We start from the raw sequence: 19,630 nt of genomic DNA, 5'->3' as shown, positions 1-19,630 counted from the left end.
CACCAGAGGACTCACAACAAACTTCTCTAAAAAAGGATGCCAGTGAGCGGCCTGATTCCCGCTCACTTCTTTTTGTTCCGGTGGTGCCTGTCTTTAAGGTCTTTTTTAGAGGCATTACTATCCTGTTCTGTTTTTCGTTTTTTCAGGAGAACGAAGGCGGCAACCGCGGCAAGAATGACCACGACAGCCAGGATAAAGAGCCAATATCCGGAATCAACAATTCCTGACCGCGATCCCATCTCATCTGCGGATGCATACCAGGTATCATTACCCACCGTGGACTGCGCCGTTGATGCACCGCCAATCACCCACATCCGGTCATTATATACCAGCCCGGGGAATGAGAAACGTGCGGGGAACGCGGCAGATGGGGTCGCCTCCGTCCAGTTGATCCCATCCGTTGAATACCAGGTATCGTTCATGGTCCGGTCCGGATCGGTTCCCCCGATTACCCAGAGCTTGTTATCATAGACCGGACTTACATGCCCGGCACGGGGGGCAAATCCTGCCGCTGCGGTGGCCTCTGTCCACTGCACACCATCATACGAATACCAGACATCATTCAGCGCAGTATGTCCCTTGCTCCCGCCAATCACCCACAACCGGTTGTCATATGCGGCAGCAGTAAGACCGGAACGGCTGTTGAATCCCGGGGTCTCGTTCGCCAGCGTCCAGTTGACACCATTCGTGGAATTCCAGACATCCCCCCATGCGAAATACCCGTCATATCCGCTGATCACCCACATCTGGTTATTGAATACAGCCGTTGCAAAGGCCATGCGCTTGTTGAACCTGACCGATGAGGGGGTCTGAGTCCAGTTGATCCCGTCCGTGGAATACCAGACATCGTTGAGCGGGGCTTTGCAGTCATACCCGCCGATCACCCACATCTTCCCGTCATAGGCAAGTGCCGAAAACTCGTACCGTGCCGGGAATGCTGCTGAGGGTGTGGCCTGGATCCAGTGGATCCCGTCCGTGGAATACCAGGTATCATTGAGCGCGGTAATCCCGCTGTCCGTGGATCCGCCGATGATCCACATCTTGTCATCGTACACGAGACCTGCGTGGCCGGCACGGTCCGGAAACCCGGCAGACGCCGTGGTCTGCACCCATTTCTCACCTGGTACGGCAGCCGATGCCACACCACCTATGAACAGAAGACCGAATATGGCCAAACACCAGAAGGAGACTGACAAACGCATATATTCACCTCATTCTTACAAGAACCGGAGAACAGGAATCCTGAACGATATATACATTATAGTTTGGAACGCCGGTTACATCAAGGTATTCACCAGGATTCCCACATCCGATTCGGTTGATTTATTGCCGGCCACGCTCCCAAATATTCATCATACCTGAATTAAAAGGAGTAATTACGCTAACGTGAAAGGAACGGAGAGACTCGCATGACATCACCCCTGATTCTGGTTAACCTGAAGACATACAAAGAGGGCACCGGCAACCGGGCTCACCTGATCGCGCAGGCAGCCCAGCTGGTTGCGCAGGAGAGCGGCGTTACGATCGGCATTGCGCCCGGGTATATCGACCTCCACCCGATCTGCCACCACTTTTCCATCCCGGTCTATGCGCAGCACGTGGACGGCTGCGAGCCGGGAGCGAACACCGGGCATATCACGGTCGATGCTATCAAGGTCGCCGGTGCAGCCGGATCCCTGGTCAACCACTCGGAACGGCGCCTGACCATTGCCGAGATCGAAGCCTCGGTGCGGGGCCTGAAGGCACACCAGCTCGTTGCCGTGATCTGTTCCAACAACGAAAGCACCAGTGCCATGGCAGCAGCCCTTGCACCGGATTATGTTGCCATCGAGCCGCCGGAACTGATCGGCAGCGGCGTCTCGGTCTCCAAGGCAAACCCGGAGATCATCCGGAAATCCGTTGCCGCAGTCCATGCCGTCAACCCGAAGGTGAAGGTGCTCACCGGGGCAGGGATCCAGTCCGGGGAATGCGTGAAGATCGCCGTTGATCTCGGGACGGACGGAGTACTCCTGGCATCAAGCGTGGTAAAATCCAAAGAGCCGGCCGCAGTGCTTCGCGATCTCGTCTCAAAACTCTGAACCTTTTTAAAAAATGGGATAATTATACGATTATTTCAGGAACAGGTACCAGAGCGCCACAATAACAACGAATAGTACAACCCCGATCCCGATTACCGTCATACTGCTGATCTCTGTAGTCTCTTTCTCTTCTGCCATGGAAAACACTCTGTCGCAGCCAGACGCCACGATCTCTAAATCATACTCACAGATGAGTAATAATTTTTTTGTGTAACGGGAGAATATCACCGGTTACCCTCGGGCAGACAGGAAAAAGAATGCGGGAACCTGATGTCACATGATGAGGGAGATCAGGTCGTGCTTGGTGATGACACCGCAGACCTGTCGTCCCTCAACAACGAGCACAGCGTGGTTCTGCTGGAGGATATTGACAACCGTCTCGACATCCATGTCAGGAGGCACGGTAGGGAACCCCGGTTCCATGAAATCCCGGACAAAGAAGAGATGGGTCTTGTGCATCCGCTGCTGCTCGATTGCCTTGACGATAACCGCTTCAGAGATGCACCCTACCGGGACACCGCGTTCGATGACCGGTAACTGCGAGATATTGTTCTTCTCGATGATCTCGACAGCACGGCTGATCGCATCCTGCGGCTGGACCGACAGGACCGGGATGTGCATGATCTGCGATGCACGGATCTTCTTTGGCTCCGCGCTGTTGAGCACGACAATGATCTTGTTGAGGGTACTGACCCGGGGATCCACGTTCCCCGCTTCAATCCGCGCCACCATGGACTGGCTGATCCCCGCGCGCCTTGCAAGCTCGGTCTGTCTCATGCCGAGCGCTTCGCGGCGGGTACGGAGTTCTTCGGGTGTTGGTATATGCATGTCTGATTACTGATGGTCATAGAACGATATCAACCTTCTCCCCGGGAGAACATCGCCATCCCATCGACGGTATCGGACACACCGGATTTGCCCGTGAAACTGGTTGGGGGACTGGACGGCCTAAAACATTATTATCACTGGTTATGACAAACGGAATCGCCAGACCCGTTGCGGGTCCCTGTGCACAATTTTTTTAAAGCCTGGTTGGTAAACTTGGTATTAGTAATCCAGTGAAAGGATACTGGATTCGTGTTCTCTATGATAGAGGTCCCGGAAAGCGATGATGATGAAGAGAACCAACGGCTGTTCTCCTCTGTTTTTGTAACGTTATACGATATTCTCCGACACAGTTCCGGTTCTGTGAGGGTTCTTCCCGCTGTCGCACCTGTGCCCTGCCATACCAACGGCGTCAAGGGGCTGGTTGCCCCATGAACAGTCGGTGCTGTGAAGCCCGTGCCGGCGGGAACGGGAAAGTATCCCCGGATCCCCGGTTCAGCATTCCTGCACTCGCCCGGGGAGTGACGGATACCCTGGCAGATGGCACGGACCAGCATACCCTGCCCTCCCTCAGGAAGACGAACCACCGGATCTCCGGGCGGAAAGACTGCGTGATCTCACGCGATGCGCTCTACACCATCTGGCACAACAATGCATGGCAGATCATCAGCGAGGATTACGCGTACAAAACTGAGACCTATTACTCGATCCTCAAGACGGAGATGGAAGGAAAGCCGGTACAGCCTGCAAGCGCGGACGTGATCGATGCATATGTCGTCCCGGTCTGCCTCGAACGGGCGCATCTTGCCGGTATTCCGGTATGCGACTGGGGGATCTCGCAGGGGTATGCCCCGCTCCCGTCAATGGTCTATGGCCTGAATTATTTTGCCACGGCTTCGGAATATTCAATTATCCATGACAGCGAGCAGTCAAAGGAGGTTGTCAAGCATATCACCAACAAGGGGAAATACCCCTTCTGTTACCAGAAACTTGACGATGGCTTTGAGATCGGATCCTGTATTGCCATCTTTGGCAAGACTGCCAGGAAGTGCAGCCATACCGCGGATATCGCAGAGAGAGTATACAACCTCTTCGGACTCCCGCTTGTCACCATGGTCTATGTGAAGTACGGGAACCGCTCTCTCCTCTCGTCCCTTGCTCCCGTGAAATATTCGCAGATGTCCCCGGAGGAGCGATCCATCCTCTCCGGGTATATCACCGGGCAGGAACACCTATGAGCCGCCTGGGGATTTTCGTTGACCGGAAGACGCTCTCGAACTCGGAGCAGCTCAATGCCCTGATCCGGTGCCGGGACGTGGCCGAGAACAAGGGACATGAAGTTGACTTCATCTTCCCGGTCGATATCGCCAAGATACCGAAGATGGATGCACTCTTCATCCGCGCCCGTACGGATCCGATGAATGTCACGTATGTGGCTGCCCGCATGGCACGCCTCCACGGCATACCGGTCCTTGACGACCCGGAGTCCATCCGGATCTGCTCGGACAAGATCAACATGTACTCGCACCTGATCAAAAAACAGGTCTCGCTCCCCAAGACCGTCTTCCTGTCAAAACATGACCTGACCGTTGAGCGGGTTACGAACCTGTTCGATGAACTGGGTACCCCGCTTATCGTCAAGGAGCCATCGACATCATTCTCGCTCCGGGTGGAGAAAGTGACCGACATTGCCGGGTTCTTCCATGTGGCACAGCGCTTCATCAAGCTCTCGGACTGGATCGTGGTCCAGCAGTATGTCGAGAGCAAGTACGACTGGCGGGTCGGCGTCCTCAACGGCAGGCTCCTGTACGTCTGCAAGTATACCATTCCCTCGGTCACGTTCAAGATACAGGCATCCGTCAACGGGCACATTGTCTATTGCGGGGTCGAAAGCGTTCCGGAGAAGGAAGTGCCGCCGCAGGTTGTCCGGCTCGGCATCGAGGCCGGGAACGCGATCGGCCGGGGCCTCTATGGCGTTGATATCAAGAATACCAATGGCGATGCATACGTGATTGAAGTGAATGATAACCCCTCGATAGAGAGCGGGGAGGATGACTGTTATCCCCGTGTCTTCGAACAGATCGTTGACCACCTGATTACTGCGTGATACCATGACGGAAAACTGGCTACTCAAAGCAGAGGACATCTGCTTTACCTGCGGCGGACATTGTTGCGATGGCGCCCACCCCCCGATCTCCGAGAACTGTTACCAGAGACTGCTTGGAGAAGGTGTGAAAAAGAGTGCATTTGAACAGAACGGATACCGCTATATCCGGTCGCACGACGACGGGACCTGTATGCTCAGCAAGGGCGGGAAATGCACCATTCACGGGATCAAACCCGAGACCTGCCGGGCCGGCCCCTTCACGTTCGATGTGAAAGGCGATGTGATCGAGATCTTCTTGAAATTTGAGAGCATCTGCCCGATCGTCCGGCTTTTAAAGGAAACACCGGAGGCGTACAACCAGCAGTATATCCAGGCAGTACAGAATATCACCTGGCTTGTCGCGCACCTGACCGAAGAGGAACTTGCCGTCATCTGCCGGATTGACGAGCCGGAGACCGAGAAGGTAGCGGAGATCCCGCGGGTATACCTGAAACCGCATGACCACCGGCACTGAACACGAATACTCCATCAATGACGGGGAGTTCCATGCACTCCCGGTCTCGGATCTCATCCTCAGGGAGATCTGCGGGCGGTTCGAGAGCGAGATCCTCTTTGGCGACGTGCTGCTGGGAAAGGAACTCCAGAAGACCGTTCTTGAGATGGTCCCGCGCTCGCCATCTGCGGATCTTGCGCCGCTGGAAGCGCAGCTGACAAAGGGAATGGCCAAATTCAACCATGTCTTTTCCGGCCGGTACCAGCTCCTTGGCCTCGGCATGCACCCGCTTGCCCGCATCGACGAGATACCGGTCTGGGACCACGACGAGGGGGAGTATTACGATGTCTATGACCGGCTCTTCAACATCCGCCAGCACGGATGGCTGAACATCCAGGCACTCCAGGTCAATCTCTCGTACGGGAACAGCAGGAATCTCGTCGGCACGTACAACAAGCTCCGCACCCTGCTCCCGTATCTCATCGCCGTGACCGCATCATCCCCGCTCGTTGAGGGAAGACTGACCGGCACCTGCGACAACCGGCTCGTCTATTACCGTGAGAACCAGAAGGAGATCCCGCAGATCTGCAACGGGATCATACCGGCAAAGATCCGGTCGGTTGCGGATTACCATGCCCGCCATGAGCAGATCTTCTCGGAGCTCCGCTCCCTGGGAGCGGACATCCTCTGCGAAGAATGGGTGGATTCCGGCGGCGTCATCATCCGGTTCTCGCGCAAGTGCCTTGAGATCAAGGCGCTGGACGAGCAGGAGTCGATCCGGTCCGATATGGCAGTCTGTGCATTTGTCCGGTCGCTCCTGCGCTGCCGTGCCCTGCCGGTGGAGAGCGACCATACTGCGCTGGTGGATCTGGCGGAGGACGCGATCCAGCACGGTACTGCGGGTTTGAAGGCGGAACTCGGGCAGTTGTACGATGCCGCGTGGCAGAAAGCAACCGCTGACGAGCGCCAGTATCTCCCGGTTATCAAAGACCGGATCGCACAGGGCAGTCTTGCGGAGCGGATGACCCGCAGGATCTCCCAGGGAGAGCCGATCACCTCCGTGTTGAACGATATGGCTGACTGCCTGAGAACAAACCGTTCGTACGGGTTGTAACGGGATTGTTACCCGTCAACGGTTACCCTTTGGTGATTAGGCAAAGTTCACCCCTAACCCATGGTTAGTATTGAGCCAATTCAGGTTTTTTTGGATTTGCGCTCCGGAGAACATAAAAAATACAGCCCCCCTCTTGCGCAGTCAGTCCCCCGAGGGGGACAGGAAGCATTGCGATGCCCCGGCATTACCTTAATTGGCGGCACACTACGGCACTATCGCAACCGGGGGATACCCGAGCGGCGGGGGCGGGGACTTGCCGGAGCCCCCAAAAGCGGTAATGAAAATTTTGTTTCAGGTTTATCGACTTTTAGTGGATGTTACACAATCACTTACACTGTTTTCCATCGTTTACCGGGTTCGGAAACTAAGATCACCCCGCTCCTGCGCCACCAGTCCCACGGTGGACGGTGTACAATGAGTAATGCCCCGAAATTACCGGGTAAAATTCTCCCGATTGTGAGCAGGCAATTCCGGGGCATCGCAACCGGGGGATGCGCACGCTGATGTGACACGCGCTAAAAAGAACGTCATGTGCCTGATCAAACGATGTCGACAGGACCCAGTTTTTGACGATCAGCATTAAGAACGGTTCCGTACCATTCTATTTCAGGACCGTTTACGATGACACGGACATTACTTCCGGAATCCGAAGGGTACGCACTGCTGGCAGCCCATGCCATTCCCGTACCGCGCTCTATTGTTGCTGCAACCCCGGATGAAGCGGTCCGTGCCGCTGATACCATCGGGTACCCGGTAGTCATGAAAGTGATCTCGCCCGATATTGTGCACAAGAGCGATGCGGGCGGAGTTATCATCGGTATCGGTTCTGCCGCAGAAGTGCTATCTGCATTCGACCGGATCACCCACAGCGCCCTGGCGAAATTTCCCGGTGCTGCGATCACCGGCATCATGGTCGAGCAGCAGCTGGCCCCGGGGCTTGAACTGATCATCGGGGGAAAGACCGATCCCACGTTCGGCAGGGTGCTGACCATCGGCCTCGGGGGAACGATGGTGGAGCTGTTACGCGATGTGTCTATCCGCGTGCTTCCCGTTGACGAGTCCCAGATCCGCACCATGATCCACGAGCTGAAAGGTTACCGGCTGATCGCCGGTTACCGGAACGAGCCTGCCCGGGACGAGGCGGCGCTCGTGAAGATCATTGCTGCTGCCGCAGACCTCTTCGGGTCTGAGGCCGGCATCACGGAGTTCGATATCAATCCCCTGATCCTGTACGGGAGCGGGGGGTGTGCGGTCGATGCACGGTTCTACCGTGACGATGCACCTGCCGCCGCGCCCGGTGCCCCGGCATGCGAGATGCCCCGGGGTCTCCTCAGCATCCGGTCCATCGCGGTTGTCGGGGCATCGCAGGATCCCAACAAGGTAGGATACGCGATCTGCCGGAACCTGCTCACGTTCCCCGGCGCACTCTACCCGATCAATCCCAAGGCAGCCATGATCCTCGGGCGTACGGCATATCCCGACCTTGCATCCGTGCCGGAACATATCGACCTTGCCGTTATCGCGATCCCGGCACCGGGCGTTCCCAAGGTGATCGAAGAGGCGGGGCAGAAGAAGATCCCGCTCTCCATCATCATATCCTCCGGCTTCCGGGAGGGCGGGAGCGGGGGTGCCGGGCTTGAAGAGGAGATCCTCGCCATTGCACAACGGTATGACATGCGGATCATGGGGCCGAACTGCCTCGGGATGATGCTCCCGCACCAGGGCATCAATACCACGTTTGATCCCGTCTCCCCGAAACCCGGCAGGATCGCCTTCATCTCGCAGAGCGGCGCCCTCATCACCACCATCGTGGACTGGAGTCTTCCGGAAGAGATCGGGTTCTCGGAGGTGATCAGTGTCGGCAACCAGCTCGACCTGTCGTTCGAGGATTTCATCCGGTATGCCGGAGAAGATCCCGAGACCCGCGCCATCATCCTCTATATCGAGCAGATCCGGTTCGGGCACCGGTTCATGGAGATCGTGCGGAGGGTGTCGCTGACAAAGCCGGTGGTTGCGATAAAATCCGGCTCCTCCCTGGTCGGGCAGAAGGCTGCCTCGTCCCACACGGGATCGCTGGCCGGAAGTTTTGACGTCTACATGGCCGCGTTCCGGCAGGCCGGGGTCATCCCGGCCCGTTCCATCCGTGAAGCCTTCCAGGCAGCAGAACTCCTTGCTTCGGAAGGATACCCGCGGGGAACCCGGGCCATCGTCATCACCAATGCCGGGGGGTTTGCGGTCCTCTCATCGGATTATGCGGAGCGGTTCGGCATCGGCATGGTTGCATTTTCAAGCGAACTCATTGCCGAACTCGATGCCGTGCTGCCGGCAAACTGGAGCCGCGAGAATCCCATCGACATGGTCGGGGACTCCAGTGCCGACCGGTTCGCCCTCACCTTCGATATCATGATCAACCACCAGGATCTCTGGGACATCGCATTTGTCGTCGCCGTTCCCTCCGCCATCTCGGACCCGATCCGGGTGGCAAACGAGATCGTCCGGTTCTCGAAGCACACCCACAAGATGATCGTGGGATGCATGATCGGCGGGGACAGCATGAAGACCCCGCTCCGGATCCTCCGCGATTCCCAGATCCCCAATTTCCCGGATCTCGAAGATGCATTCCGGGCAGTCGGGAATATCTGCAAGCACAAGTGCAGCTCGGAGATGCCGGAGTGCCGGCACGGGTAGCGTGGGGATACGTTACCGTTATGAGTGGTAGTTCGTTTGCGAAACCTCTGAGGAATTTTCCAATCCTCTTTCTGAACTCTGTTTTTTCTGCCGCGGTTTTCAGTTTCCGGAACAGGGCAGTGGCCGGATGCATCTGTTTATTCTTGGAAAATAACCGTATTAACCTATTTGGTAAAATTCTGTCACAGAAAGATTAAACCATAATACATTATCATGATTTTTCTTGTAGTGAATGCACCAATGCAGAAGGGAATAATACAACTGGGACAATCCTGCAATTCCCTGGAGATGACCGGCTCCGGCAATACTATGGGGGTTCCGGACCCGGACATTTTCATGATGTATTCCCCGGGGACCGGACATGCTGGCAGATCTGTACAGACCTGCGCAGCACCGTGTGTCACCGTACACGGAAGAATGGCCGCAATACTGTCGGCAGCACTCATCTGCTTCCTCCTCCTGTGTTCCGGCCAGGCGGCAGCACTAACCGGCAGGGATACCATCATCTGGTCACCAAATATCACCCTGAATGAAAATTCCGATGGATATTACGAGTTTTCCAATTTTTTTGTCCTTGACCAGGACAGGGTCGTGTGGAAGAACATCTGGTCCGAACGAAAGGTCGATCAACCGGTATGGACGGAGACGATTTACCTGCTGAATATCACAACCGGTACAACCCGGGCGATCGCCCGGGCGCCGGATGCTGCCCACAAGGGGACCCTTTTTCCCCCGTTATCCCTGTCGCGGGATCTTGTAGCCTATACCGAACTGGGCGCCAACAATATTTTCCTGTTCAATATCTCTGAAGGAAAGGAATACCCGCTCACGCATGACGGCTCATTCGACTCCCTTGATGAGGCCCGGGAAAACTACTATCCGTCTCTTGACGGTGACCGGATTGTCTGGTCCAAGAAGAAACCCTATACCAAGGGGTATGACTACGATATCGTTATCCAGAATCTTACCACGGGAGAACAAAGAGAGGTCTGCACCGCAAAGGGTGACCAGGTCGACCCGCGGATCTCCGGCACAACTGTCGTCTGGACCGATAAGCGGGACGGATCAGGCGCCGGGGATATTTATCTGTCCGATCTTGAGACCGGGACGGAAAAACCGGTATGCACGGCCCGCGGACTTCAGTCAAGACCAGATATTTCCGGAAATACCGTGGTATGGCAGGATTCCCGTGAGGGCGGACCTGCCATATACATGCACAACATGACTACGGGAACTGAGACCCGTATCAGCGACCAGCTTTCAGTGTCATATGGGCCGCTCATTGCCGGGAATGTGATTGCATGGACTGAGTATTCGGCATTGGACCAACGGGATGAGCCATCCAAGTGGATCGAAGTGTACGATCTGCAGTCGGGAACCCGTGAACACCTTAATGTCACCGCATCAAGTCCATGGCTCCTCGATCTGGACGGGAACAGGATTCTCTATTGCGCGGATAATGACGATAAAACGAGGGAGGAGGGATACCTTCACCTGTTCATCATCGATATACCGGAAGAGACCCGGGTGCCAATTCTCCCCTCGCTAACCCCGCAAACCGGAAACCAGACGAGCCCCGGGGATACTCTTCCCTCATCTGCCACCACGCACCCGGCGCCGGTCACGGTTGTCGTGCCGGTAATCGGTTGTACAGTCCTGGTTTTCTGGATCGGGAATACCCGGAAACGATGAGCCGACCGGTTATTTATGCATAACAGCCGGGATTCTTAACAATGTCCGGGGCATTCTTTTGAACGTCCGGTTCGGAGGTAACTGCAGAAAAAAATGCGTGTCACGGACACAGCATGTAGCGTCGGGGAATCTGATTCCAATCAGGTTCATGGACCCAAGTACTTCATGAAATTTGATCCCGAACTAAGGAAACACCTATCTCAACAGGCAGTGGGTGCCGGATATGGTCACTAAAGGGTAAAAACGCCAGCCGGATATTAAGACATCTTCCGGAACCATTGCGATCCGGTACATATTGACCATCATCTCGCTCCTGGATAAGAAAATCCGGGTGTCTCTTCAATTGTTTTTCCTGGCCCGTGTTCTCCGGGGTCACAGGCCTGACAAACCGTTCGATCCTTCCGCTCCGGGATCCGGGTCCGCATCGTATTTTAGCAATCGTAAGAATCATCGCGCCCGGTTATCTGTCATCGATCGATCCCCCGGCCGTAAATACAACCGGTATCCAACCATGATTTTATCACGACTGAGTGGAAAAAGAGAACCTGTCGGGAAATGCGGAGCGGCCATGCTGTATTACCTCATCCTCTCTCATCGGGTGTGCCGTATGGGCTTTCACGTACCGGCTGACCCGGGACCGTGAACGCCGCCGGGAGATGCTGGTCACCAGCCTGCTCTTTCTCGCCGGGGGTTTTTTTGAGCCGCTCAATATCGGGATTTACTGGTCTCCCGAATCCCTCTCCGGCCTCAACTCCTGGCTGGGACTCGATGTTGAGTCCTTCCTGTTCAACTTCGGGTTCAGCGGAATCGCCGTCACGCTGCCCTATGCAATCCTGTCGAAAAAAATCGTTCCGGTCGAATCCCGACAGTATCGGAAACATTTCCCGTTTGTCCTTCCGGTTCCATTGATCCTGTTTGCGATCGCGACATTCCTGGCCCCAAGGCTCATCATCTGGACCACGTTTCTTCTGTTCATCTCCATGACAGGAACCGTCCTGGTCTTCCGCCCCGACCTGCTCCGCACTCTGGCTGCCGGCGCCATTCTTTTCTCAGTCGTTTATTCTGTCTACCTTTCGATTGCCTTCCTCATTGTTCCCGGTTTCATCTCTTCGTGGAATATTCCCGCACTGAGCGGAATCTTCCTGTTCAATCTCCCGATAGAAGAAGTTATATTCGGCTTCCTGTATGGCGCCGTGGCGGCAACAGCCTACAAGTTCCTTTTCGGCTTCGGGATATCGGGTACTTCTGTATCCGATCGGGCCGGCCCCGGAAACGCATGAGGGCGCGGGAGGGACGCGGTGCCGGTGGGGAATCCCGCCGTGCGGTCAACGGCAGAGCCCGACAATCTGATCCGGGCAGGCTGCCGCACCGGCCAAAAACGTATCCGTCCGGAACACCCTGTACGCACGGCTCCGTCAGGTGATTTCCCGGCATTCCCCGGACGGGATCACGGGATGGCGACGATCCTGGTTTGCGTATCATAACCCATGGATACTTGAATACTGCCTGTCCCACATTTTCAAGTTATCGCATGACCGTAGTCTTCGGAGCGCGTGCTGTCAGACAGCCGTAGTGGTGGAGACGGGACCCTTCATTCCTGACTGGCTGCAGGGCAGGGAGACGAGGTTCCAGCTGTAGCAGGGTAGGGAAGCAGAAATGCGGGGGTGATTGTCCGAAGCGATCAGACCGCCATATGCGAGATTTACGAAAACGTTACTGAGGGAGATCCGGTCTGAAATGTCTTTGCCGGTGCACACTCCCGGCCACGTTCATCAGAGCGTGATCTTCTTCAGAATCCTGCCTTCCCGGAAGACGGTAATTCCCCCGCCGCTCTGCGAGACGACAATCCCCACCGCATGGGTCACGCTCGTGATGGCGGCGACCGAGTTGTGCCGGGTTCCCATGCCCGGCGGAAGGGAGACATTACTCGAATCCACCGTGATGTAACGGCCTACCGATTCGACAAAACCGTCACCGGTGATGACAAACGCCCCGTCGAGCTGGGCAAGGGCCTTGATATTCTCCTTGAGCCCGGGATTGGTGATGACACGGAGTTCCGGGCGATGCCCCTCAAAGGGGTTGAGAATGATCTGGCGCGACTTCTCCAGCACGTTCTTCGTATCCCCGATGAGGAATGTTGTCCCGACAGGTTTTCCTTCGCGGCCTTCAAGGGAGATCTCGGTGCAGATATGGAAAACTGCATCGAAGACATCTTCCTGTATATCGGTATCGGCAACAACGGTGTCTTTCCACGTATCGGTGCTGATCCGCACTTCGCTCCCCTCGCTGCGCCGGCGGTCCGTGATGTCGTGGCCGATACAGAGGATCTCTATGAGCCTGCCCTGTTCATCCCGGATCGCCTTGTTGATCCACGCGATCCAGACCCGGTCGCCATTCCTCCGGACATTCTCGTTGACATTGACCGCATATCCCTCGGCATTGAACCCGATGTCGTTTGCCATCATCGAGAGCCCGTGCTGGGCACGGGCCTTCTCAGGGACGATGGTGCCGACAACATTCTTCCCGATCACCTCTTCCGAGGTATAATCGAAGAAGGTCAGCGCATAATGATTAAAAAACGTGATGTTGCCCTGCGTATCCATCCGGATGATGATGCTCTGGGTGTTCTGGAGCACGTCGCGGTATTTTGCCTCGCTTTCACGGAGGGCATCTGCAATCTTCTGTTTCTCCGTATTGTCGGTGACGACGAATGTCCCGCCCTTGCCGATGTCCGTAGGATCCAGCGGCTGCACCTGGATGTGACAGGGAACGGTCGATCCATCCACCCGGGTGAGCCGGCAGTCTGCATGCCCGAGCCCCTGGACATCTTTCCGAATCAGGAAGCCCCGGAAGAGCTGCTCGTATTCGTCCGTTGACCGGATCAGGGTGCGGAGATTCTTGCCGATCAGCGCCGGTTCCGTTGAACCAAGCATGGCGGCGAACGGGCGGTTCACCCATTCGAGAATGCCGTTGCGCATCTGGAAGATGCCCAGCGGCGTTGCCGAAAGGATGGTTGCCAGCTGATCGGTCTGGCCCTTGAGTTCGCGTTCCGCCTTCTTCTTAAGCATGGTCTGTTTGATCATGCTGACCATCTCCATGAGCTGCGGGCGGAGGTCTCCTGATTGCGGAAGGGTAATCTCGGTCGCGTTGTTCACTTCCTCAAGGGCAATCTTGTTTGAACCCCTGCGGCAGAGGAAAATGACCGGCGTAATATTTCCCTGCATCTTGAGGTACTTAAGGAAGTCGATACCGTTCATGTCCGGCACGAACTCGATACCGTTCACATCCGGAAGCTGTTCATACGAGACGATGAGGTCAAACGTCCTGCCCCGGAGCTTCTCGGTTGCCTGCTTGATGGTGTGGGCCTGCTCGATACGGATCTCGCCGGTCTTCTCTAAAAAAGTACGGATGCGGGTAAAAAGATCGGAATTATCATCGACAAACAGGACGGAGATCATCACGCATCTTCCGGCAAAACGGCGCTGGAATAATCATTATCAGGTGGATGGTGGAGCGATAAATAGTTGTTGAAAACCGGAAGAATTGTTTCATGAACCGTCGGGGATTCTACCCGGCAGGGATAACCACACCGCAATCTTCCGGCAGGGGTGACCCGGGAAAACACGTCAAAACCTGACAGTATGTCTTAAAATAAAAAATGATAAAAATAAAAAACCGGATTATTTCTCTGTCTGGGAGACGATGGCAAGCTGGTACATCCAGTCCATCAGCGGGTGGCACTCCTCGACAACACATTCGAGATCGCACCCGATACAGGGAATGAGTTCATCGCCTGCGAGGAGATCGGCCGGGTTGACCGGCATCTGCTTTGCCCGCAGGAGATAGGTCTTGATACCATCCTTCTTGAATTCCACCCGGTCGATGAGCCCGCTCTCTTCCAGTTTCTTCACGATTCGGGAGCACTTCCGGCTGTCAACGCCGAGCTCCTTCCAGAGTTCGCTCTGGAGCACTCCTTCCGGCTTTGACTGGATCAGTTTCAGCCCTTCATCAACAGGATCGTCCATTGGCTCCACCCATATAAATTCAGATTACCGGCGCAATGGTGAGAATATTATTACCCCGGATAACGACAACCCCGAGGCTCCGGCCGCGCTGGTTGTCCACGAATTCGATCGTCTCTTCCATGTGAATGTTGAGGTATTCATCCACGGCAACGAGACGTCCCTGAAGCTTCTTCCCCTCATCCTTGATCTCGACGGAGATCTTCGAATCCACGAGGGCAAACACCTTTTTTATTGGCAAAACAATTCCGTTAACCATCTGCCCTAATTTGGGATGGAAGATAATTAAAGCTTGCTTATGATCCGATATCCCCGCCGCAAGGGGGCCTGAAAATTACTCTTTGGGAAGGGCTTCCCAGCGTTTTTTCAATTCCTTCTCCACTCCCGGCAGCGTGGTGTACTCCATCTCACCCAGCGAAAGACGGTGGGGCTCGAACGGTCCCTGCGCCCGAATGAGGTCGGCAAGTTCGTTGCACCGGCTCCGGACGCGGTCGAAAGCCGGGTCATCGAACATGTCCACCGGGCCGATCAGTTCGCCATGGTTAATCTGGAAACCAAAGCAGATGACCCGTGGCGGGCCGTCGAACCGGGTGCAGTTCGCTTCGCAGAGCCCCACCGGCATCAGCGGGCCGTGATGCGAGCCCCGCATCCATCCGGCCACAAGGACCGGCGTGCAGAACGGATCCAGCGCTTCGCCAACTGCCGGAAAACCGCTCTGGGACCGGACAATCATCACCGGGTCGTCCTTGCCCACATACCTGCCAGCCATCAGGTTCAGGCGCTGCGTGCTCGTTGAGGCAGCAATCTCCCCATCCCTGCGGAAGACATGCTTGATCACGTACCGGGAGGGGGCTCCGATGTACGCGAGCAGGTTGTAGGTCTCTTCAGGGCAGCTGAACAGGATCCTGCGCTTCTCGATCAGGTCGTGTACCTCGAAGACGAACCCCTTGTGCATCGAAGGGTCAATGACAAGGCCAGCGGTATTGAACGGGTCTGCAAAGATCTTGTACAGGAAAAAGTTCCATGCGCCCGGCTCGGTCTTGTCTGCCATGAAGACCAGAACAGGATCGGAGCCGCGCTCCTCGAATTCCATCTCGGCAACGCCCGGTCCCATGCCCTTGACATTGCCGGAGAACGCGTCAGCGAGCATATCCTGCCCGGCACCATAGAGCTTGAGCTCTTTTGCGATCTTCGTGCACTCCATGAAGACATCCCAGGCCAGTTTGTGGACTTTTTTGTTATCCACGCCATGGGTATGCGTCATGATCAGCTCGAGATCGTCGCCGCAGTGCGTGACAACGGAATCGATAAGGAGATTACCTTCCTCCTCTTTGAGCATCTTCTGGGCGTTCTCCAGGAGTCTGGGGTGGATGCGGGAGTGTCCCGGGTAACTCCCGACATCAGCCTTGATAACCGAGATCGTGGTTTTCGGCATAAGACTTCACAGTAGTGAGATCGCTTCCCTATACTAAAAAATTGCGGGAACGGCAGTACCGGTTTTTTAATCTTCACTGCAACGGTTTCAAAGGTCCCCGTTCCCAAAACAGATTGAGATGAGGAACAGGTGGATCCTGAAATCGTGGGGGGGTCTCTCCCATACCCCCCCACCTTCTTTTTTTTAAATCGCGTCAACCCCCCCTGCATGGGGGTGGGGGGGTGTCCGGGAGACCCCTCCCCCCCTCCGGCCCGAAGAGACCCCCCGGGATCATTTTTGGGTAGGTTCGCAGACAGACAGCTCCGTCTGAACGGCCATGGAGAATCGTTAACAATCACGTGTGCAATAATGCGTACATCCCATTTTTGAGGAGGGGGGTATCCGGCATACCCCCCCGCCGGTTATTTTTCCGGAGCGGGAGACCCCCCCTCCCGCTTGGTTTCAAACGCGATCATACCCCCCCATGCAGGGCCGGTTGCAGCAGAGAAAACCGTGCAGTGCCGGGCCGGTAAAACGGGTCTTCCGTCAGAAAACGGAGAATGGGAATAGATGATCGCCCGGGTTTTCCTGCAAGGGGGTGGGGGGGTATCCGGGAGACCCCCCTGCTTTGGTTATAGAAGAGGGGAGCCCCCTGCTAAAAAAATGCGGGATTATTTGTGCAGGGATTTCCTTACCAGCGATGCTGAACCATATGCACCGAACGCGCGGAAGAAGACAAGGCTCTCGGCATAGGCCATGGACCGGATGGCATGCTCGGTCGCTTCATCAAGGGAATAGAGATCCTTGAAGAACTCCTTAATCGCCATCTTGCAGTTGCCGTCAAACACCTGGCGGTCCGATTTCCCAACGTTCAGGGGCTTGTACTTTTCCAGCGTCCATTCCTGGATATTCTTGTAGAGCGCGGGTTCATACACTTTCAGGGTGCTGAACACCACATCCTGCCAGAACGTGCCAACATTACCCTTGATGATGTCGCCTTTCGGGAAATGGAGGTTGATCAGGTCGCGGGGGGTCCCGGTGATCCCATGCTGGGCAATACCGACATGGAGCTTGTTGTCCCGCAGGGCCTTTGCGATCGCTTTTGTCTGGGGGATGTCGATGGAGAGCTGTTCGACAACATTCCCGAGGGCATCGTAGGTGTGCCCGTGGGTGCTGCCGTTTGCTATGGCAAGAACGTTGGGAAAGACATCGGCCTCGTTGAGCGCCCTGATGAACGCGACCGCTTCCTCGGGTTTGGTGAGGACAAGCCCGGTCCCGTCCTTCCTGCCGATCTCCCCGACTTCCACCTCAAGACCGAATGCCTTCCCGTTCATCCTGCTCTTGATATGGCGGGCAAGGTCCGTGGTGACCCGGATATTCGGGTCGAGTTCCTCCCGGACATTCTTTCCTTCGAAATTGAAGAGATGGGAGGCATCGATCGCAAACGAGGTATAGCCGGCCGCGATCTGCGCATCGATCAGCTGCTTCGTTCCTTCGATCTCCGCAGCATCGCCCTTCTTGACGGTGATGTGATCCGCGTGGAGGGCCCAGATATCGAACCCGACTGCCTTTGCATCCTCGCTCATCCGTTTTGAGAATGCCTGCGGGGTGAACCCCGTATACCCTCCCTTGAGGTCGCACTCGGACCGGGCCAGTTCCATGAAGACTGCCGAGTCGGTATCCTTTGCTGCCCTGAAGATACCCTGCGCTACCGAGGCGATCCGGATATTTGCCGCCATAACGATCGCCTTATGACCGGAGACCGCCGAAAGGATAGTCGAACCGGGGAGAGGACTAAAATCAGTTTTTGCCATACTGCATCACTCCAGTGTATTCATCCTTCATGCATAAATTTTTCAATCAGCGCAATCTCCTTTTTGCCACCGATATAAATCGGGGTGACATCGTCGATGGCCTTGGGCGCAATGCCGAGAATATCCGTCTTCCCGTTGCTCACCGCACCACCGGCTTCGTGGATGATCTTCCCCATCGGGTTGGCCTCGTAGAGGAGACGCAGTTTTCCCTTCTCTTTTCCCTTCACCCCGGGATAGGTGAAGGCACCGCCCTTGTGGAGGATCTGGTGGACATCGGCAACAAAGCAGCCGCTGAACCGGAGCTTGTAGCCTTCCTGCTCAAGCTGCGCGATCCACCGGGCATGGGCGGGGAGGTAGTCCTTCCGGAGGGCGCCGGGCGCGAAGACCTTCCCCTCGGGAATCTTCAGGTCCCGCTGCCGCAGGAGATATTCACCGGACTCGTCCATGACAAACTCGTGGACACCCTTGCCGGTGGTGACGGTGAGGGTCGTGACCGGCCCGTAGAGCAGGTACATGGCAGCAACCAGGGTCGACCCCTTTGCAAGGACATGCCCGGGATAGATACCGATAATGGTCCCGACACAGAGGTTCACATCGATAAGCGAGGATCCGTCAATCGGGTCGATGACAACGCCGAACTGGGCTTTCGGGTTCTCGACTTCGACAACCTTCTCCTGCTCTTCCGTGGCAACGTACCGGGCAAGGCGGGAGGATCGTATTCCCTCGACAAAGACCGAGTCCGCGTACTTGTCAAGGGGCATCTGCTCCTCGCCATACGCGTTCCGCGTCTTATCCTTCTCTGCTGGCTTCACACCGGTTGAGAGAAATCCCTTCCTGATGGCGGGTGCCTGCCTGCCAAGAAAGAGGATCAGTTCCGCGAGGTTCTTCTCTGTTCCCGTGCTCTCAAGGAATTCTTTGAGTTTCATGTGGTACCGCCTTCCTCTGCCACAATCGGGCATGCAACCCGGGAAGTCCTGCCGGACACCCCGATGTGTGTAGTCTTTTGATGGCGGGGTTTATCAGGATTATTATCCCACGCAATGGCATTCGGACAACCAGAAGTGTACCCGGTAATATCCGCGATGAGGTTCCCATGATGAGAAAAATTTCATCTCCCCCTCATACCCCGCAAGGATTTTTTATGCAGGGTCCGGGGGATCATCCCATGGACTCACTAGGGAGAGATGAAAAAATTGCAGGTCAATTAACCTGCTATCATCTCGCAAACTCCCATTTCATCGCGATTGATTTTTCCGGGCAGGTGATGTGCAATCCGGCTGCAACCCGCTGCAGGCAGGATTAAAAAAAGGTGAGTGAGTAAAGTCCACCACTAACCCAGGTCAGTATTGAGCCAATTCAGTTTTTTTGATTTGTGTTCCGGAG

Annotated in this window: 17 protein-coding genes; 8 read left to right on the top strand and 9 right to left on the bottom strand. The window is 55.8% G+C overall.

The genetic code is table 11. From position 1 onward, the window contains the following. Window positions 1–62: 62 nt before the first annotated feature. Window positions 63–1,109, bottom strand: a complete 1,047-nt coding sequence (locus tag LUQ43_RS08115) for a hypothetical protein (protein WP_299966106.1) — start codon at window positions 1,107–1,109, stop codon at window positions 63–65. A 300-nt stretch (window positions 1,110–1,409) separates the two neighbouring features. Here LUQ43_RS08115 and tpiA point away from each other — a divergent pair, with 300 nt between their 5' ends. Continuing rightward, the gene (gene tpiA, locus LUQ43_RS08110; protein WP_299966104.1) at window positions 1,410–2,078 is read left to right on the top strand and encodes a triose-phosphate isomerase; all 669 of its coding nucleotides are present in this window, start codon (window positions 1,410–1,412) and stop codon (window positions 2,076–2,078) included. 30 nt (window positions 2,079–2,108) lie between these two features. Here the strand turns inward: tpiA and LUQ43_RS08105 are convergent, their stop codons facing one another. Beyond that, window positions 2,109–2,246: a hypothetical protein gene (locus LUQ43_RS08105; protein WP_299966102.1), complete on the bottom strand. Its 138-nt coding sequence runs from the start codon at window positions 2,244–2,246 to the stop codon at window positions 2,109–2,111. A gap of 105 nt (window positions 2,247–2,351) precedes the next feature. After that, window positions 2,352–2,906 carry a CBS domain-containing protein gene (locus LUQ43_RS08100; protein WP_299966100.1) on the bottom strand — a complete coding sequence of 185 codons (555 nt, stop codon included), beginning with the start codon at window positions 2,904–2,906 and terminating at the stop codon, window positions 2,352–2,354. A 428-nt stretch (window positions 2,907–3,334) separates the two neighbouring features. Between LUQ43_RS08100 and LUQ43_RS08095 the strand changes: the two genes are divergently transcribed. The 7 genes from LUQ43_RS08095 (at window position 3,335) to LUQ43_RS08065 (ending at window position 12,277) form a co-directional block, all read left to right on the top strand. Then, window positions 3,335–4,141 (top strand): RimK-like ATPgrasp N-terminal domain-containing protein, encoded by an 807-nt coding sequence (locus LUQ43_RS08095; protein WP_299966097.1) that lies wholly within the window; start codon window positions 3,335–3,337, stop codon window positions 4,139–4,141. Then, complete coding sequence (locus LUQ43_RS08090; protein WP_299966095.1) at window positions 4,138–5,010, top strand: ATP-grasp domain-containing protein; 873 nt, start codon at window positions 4,138–4,140, stop codon at window positions 5,008–5,010. The genes LUQ43_RS08095 and LUQ43_RS08090 overlap by 4 nt, the downstream gene beginning before the upstream one ends. A gap of 4 nt (window positions 5,011–5,014) precedes the next feature. Beyond that, a complete protein-coding gene (locus LUQ43_RS08085; RefSeq protein WP_299966092.1) occupies window positions 5,015–5,524 on the top strand; it encodes a YkgJ family cysteine cluster protein in 510 nt (169 codons plus the stop codon). Next, the gene (locus tag LUQ43_RS08080) at window positions 5,508–6,617 is read left to right on the top strand and encodes a glutamate-cysteine ligase family protein (protein WP_299966091.1); all 1,110 of its coding nucleotides are present in this window, start codon (window positions 5,508–5,510) and stop codon (window positions 6,615–6,617) included. The genes LUQ43_RS08085 and LUQ43_RS08080 overlap by 17 nt, the downstream gene beginning before the upstream one ends. Before the next feature lie 621 nt (window positions 6,618–7,238). Next, window positions 7,239–9,305 (top strand): acetate--CoA ligase family protein, encoded by a 2,067-nt coding sequence (locus LUQ43_RS08075; protein ID WP_299966090.1) that lies wholly within the window; start codon window positions 7,239–7,241, stop codon window positions 9,303–9,305. 417 nt (window positions 9,306–9,722) lie between these two features. Beyond that, complete coding sequence (locus tag LUQ43_RS08070) at window positions 9,723–10,997, top strand: hypothetical protein (protein ID WP_299966089.1); 1,275 nt, start codon at window positions 9,723–9,725, stop codon at window positions 10,995–10,997. Between the two features lie 530 nt (window positions 10,998–11,527). Next, on the top strand, window positions 11,528–12,277 hold the full coding sequence (locus tag LUQ43_RS08065) for a lycopene cyclase domain-containing protein (protein ID WP_299966088.1): 750 nt from the start codon (window positions 11,528–11,530) through the stop codon (window positions 12,275–12,277). Window positions 12,278–12,769: 492 nt separating this feature from the next. Here LUQ43_RS08065 and LUQ43_RS08060 read toward each other — a convergent pair whose 3' ends face one another. From LUQ43_RS08060 to LUQ43_RS08035, 6 genes are all read right to left on the bottom strand, one after another. Beyond that, a complete protein-coding gene (locus tag LUQ43_RS08060) occupies window positions 12,770–14,455 on the bottom strand; it encodes a PAS domain S-box protein (RefSeq protein WP_299966086.1) in 1,686 nt (561 codons plus the stop codon). A 222-nt stretch (window positions 14,456–14,677) separates the two neighbouring features. Then, window positions 14,678–15,022, bottom strand: a complete 345-nt coding sequence (locus tag LUQ43_RS08055; protein WP_299966084.1) for a MarR family transcriptional regulator — start codon at window positions 15,020–15,022, stop codon at window positions 14,678–14,680. A 19-nt stretch (window positions 15,023–15,041) separates the two neighbouring features. Further along, a complete protein-coding gene (locus LUQ43_RS08050; RefSeq protein ID WP_299966082.1) occupies window positions 15,042–15,278 on the bottom strand; it encodes an LSM domain-containing protein in 237 nt (78 codons plus the stop codon). Window positions 15,279–15,353: 75 nt separating this feature from the next. Beyond that, window positions 15,354–16,454: a fructose-1,6-bisphosphate aldolase/phosphatase gene (gene fbp / locus LUQ43_RS08045; protein ID WP_299966080.1), complete on the bottom strand. Its 1,101-nt coding sequence runs from the start codon at window positions 16,452–16,454 to the stop codon at window positions 15,354–15,356. Window positions 16,455–17,104: 650 nt separating this feature from the next. Then, window positions 17,105–18,247 carry a class II fructose-bisphosphate aldolase gene (locus LUQ43_RS08040; protein ID WP_299966077.1) on the bottom strand — a complete coding sequence of 381 codons (1,143 nt, stop codon included), beginning with the start codon at window positions 18,245–18,247 and terminating at the stop codon, window positions 17,105–17,107. A 20-nt stretch (window positions 18,248–18,267) separates the two neighbouring features. After that, on the bottom strand, window positions 18,268–19,173 hold the full coding sequence (locus LUQ43_RS08035) for a class 1 fructose-bisphosphatase (protein ID WP_299966074.1): 906 nt from the start codon (window positions 19,171–19,173) through the stop codon (window positions 18,268–18,270). Between the last annotated feature and the right edge of the window lie 457 nt (window positions 19,174–19,630).

Source organism: Methanoregula sp., assembly GCF_028679125.1.
GTDB lineage: Archaea > Halobacteriota > Methanomicrobia > Methanomicrobiales > Methanospirillaceae > Methanoregula.
Note: the sequence above shows the minus strand (reverse complement) of the source record. Positions and strands in the feature narration are given on the sequence as shown.

Excerpts from the sequence above, each read along its gene's own strand:
- tpiA (WP_299966104.1), top strand. The coding sequence starts at position 1,410 with ATGACATCACCCCTGATTCTGGTTAACCTGAAGACATACAAAGAGGGC.
- LUQ43_RS08100 (WP_299966100.1), bottom strand. The coding sequence starts at position 2,906 with ATGCATATACCAACACCCGAAGAACTCCGTACCCGCCGCGAAGCGCTC.
- LUQ43_RS08095 (WP_299966097.1), top strand. The coding sequence starts at position 3,335 with ATGAACAGTCGGTGCTGTGAAGCCCGTGCCGGCGGGAACGGGAAAGTA.
- LUQ43_RS08090 (WP_299966095.1), top strand. The coding sequence starts at position 4,138 with ATGAGCCGCCTGGGGATTTTCGTTGACCGGAAGACGCTCTCGAACTCG.
- LUQ43_RS08085 (WP_299966092.1), top strand. The coding sequence starts at position 5,015 with ATGACGGAAAACTGGCTACTCAAAGCAGAGGACATCTGCTTTACCTGC.
- LUQ43_RS08080 (WP_299966091.1), top strand. The coding sequence starts at position 5,508 with ATGACCACCGGCACTGAACACGAATACTCCATCAATGACGGGGAGTTC.
- LUQ43_RS08075 (WP_299966090.1), top strand. The coding sequence starts at position 7,239 with ATGACACGGACATTACTTCCGGAATCCGAAGGGTACGCACTGCTGGCA.
- LUQ43_RS08070 (WP_299966089.1), top strand. The coding sequence starts at position 9,723 with ATGGCCGCAATACTGTCGGCAGCACTCATCTGCTTCCTCCTCCTGTGT.
- LUQ43_RS08060 (WP_299966086.1), bottom strand. The coding sequence starts at position 14,455 with ATGATCTCCGTCCTGTTTGTCGATGATAATTCCGATCTTTTTACCCGC.
- LUQ43_RS08055 (WP_299966084.1), bottom strand. The coding sequence starts at position 15,022 with ATGGACGATCCTGTTGATGAAGGGCTGAAACTGATCCAGTCAAAGCCG.
- LUQ43_RS08050 (WP_299966082.1), bottom strand. The coding sequence starts at position 15,278 with ATGGTTAACGGAATTGTTTTGCCAATAAAAAAGGTGTTTGCCCTCGTG.
- fbp (WP_299966080.1), bottom strand. The coding sequence starts at position 16,454 with ATGCCGAAAACCACGATCTCGGTTATCAAGGCTGATGTCGGGAGTTAC.
- LUQ43_RS08040 (WP_299966077.1), bottom strand. The coding sequence starts at position 18,247 with ATGGCAAAAACTGATTTTAGTCCTCTCCCCGGTTCGACTATCCTTTCG.
- LUQ43_RS08035 (WP_299966074.1), bottom strand. The coding sequence starts at position 19,173 with ATGAAACTCAAAGAATTCCTTGAGAGCACGGGAACAGAGAAGAACCTC.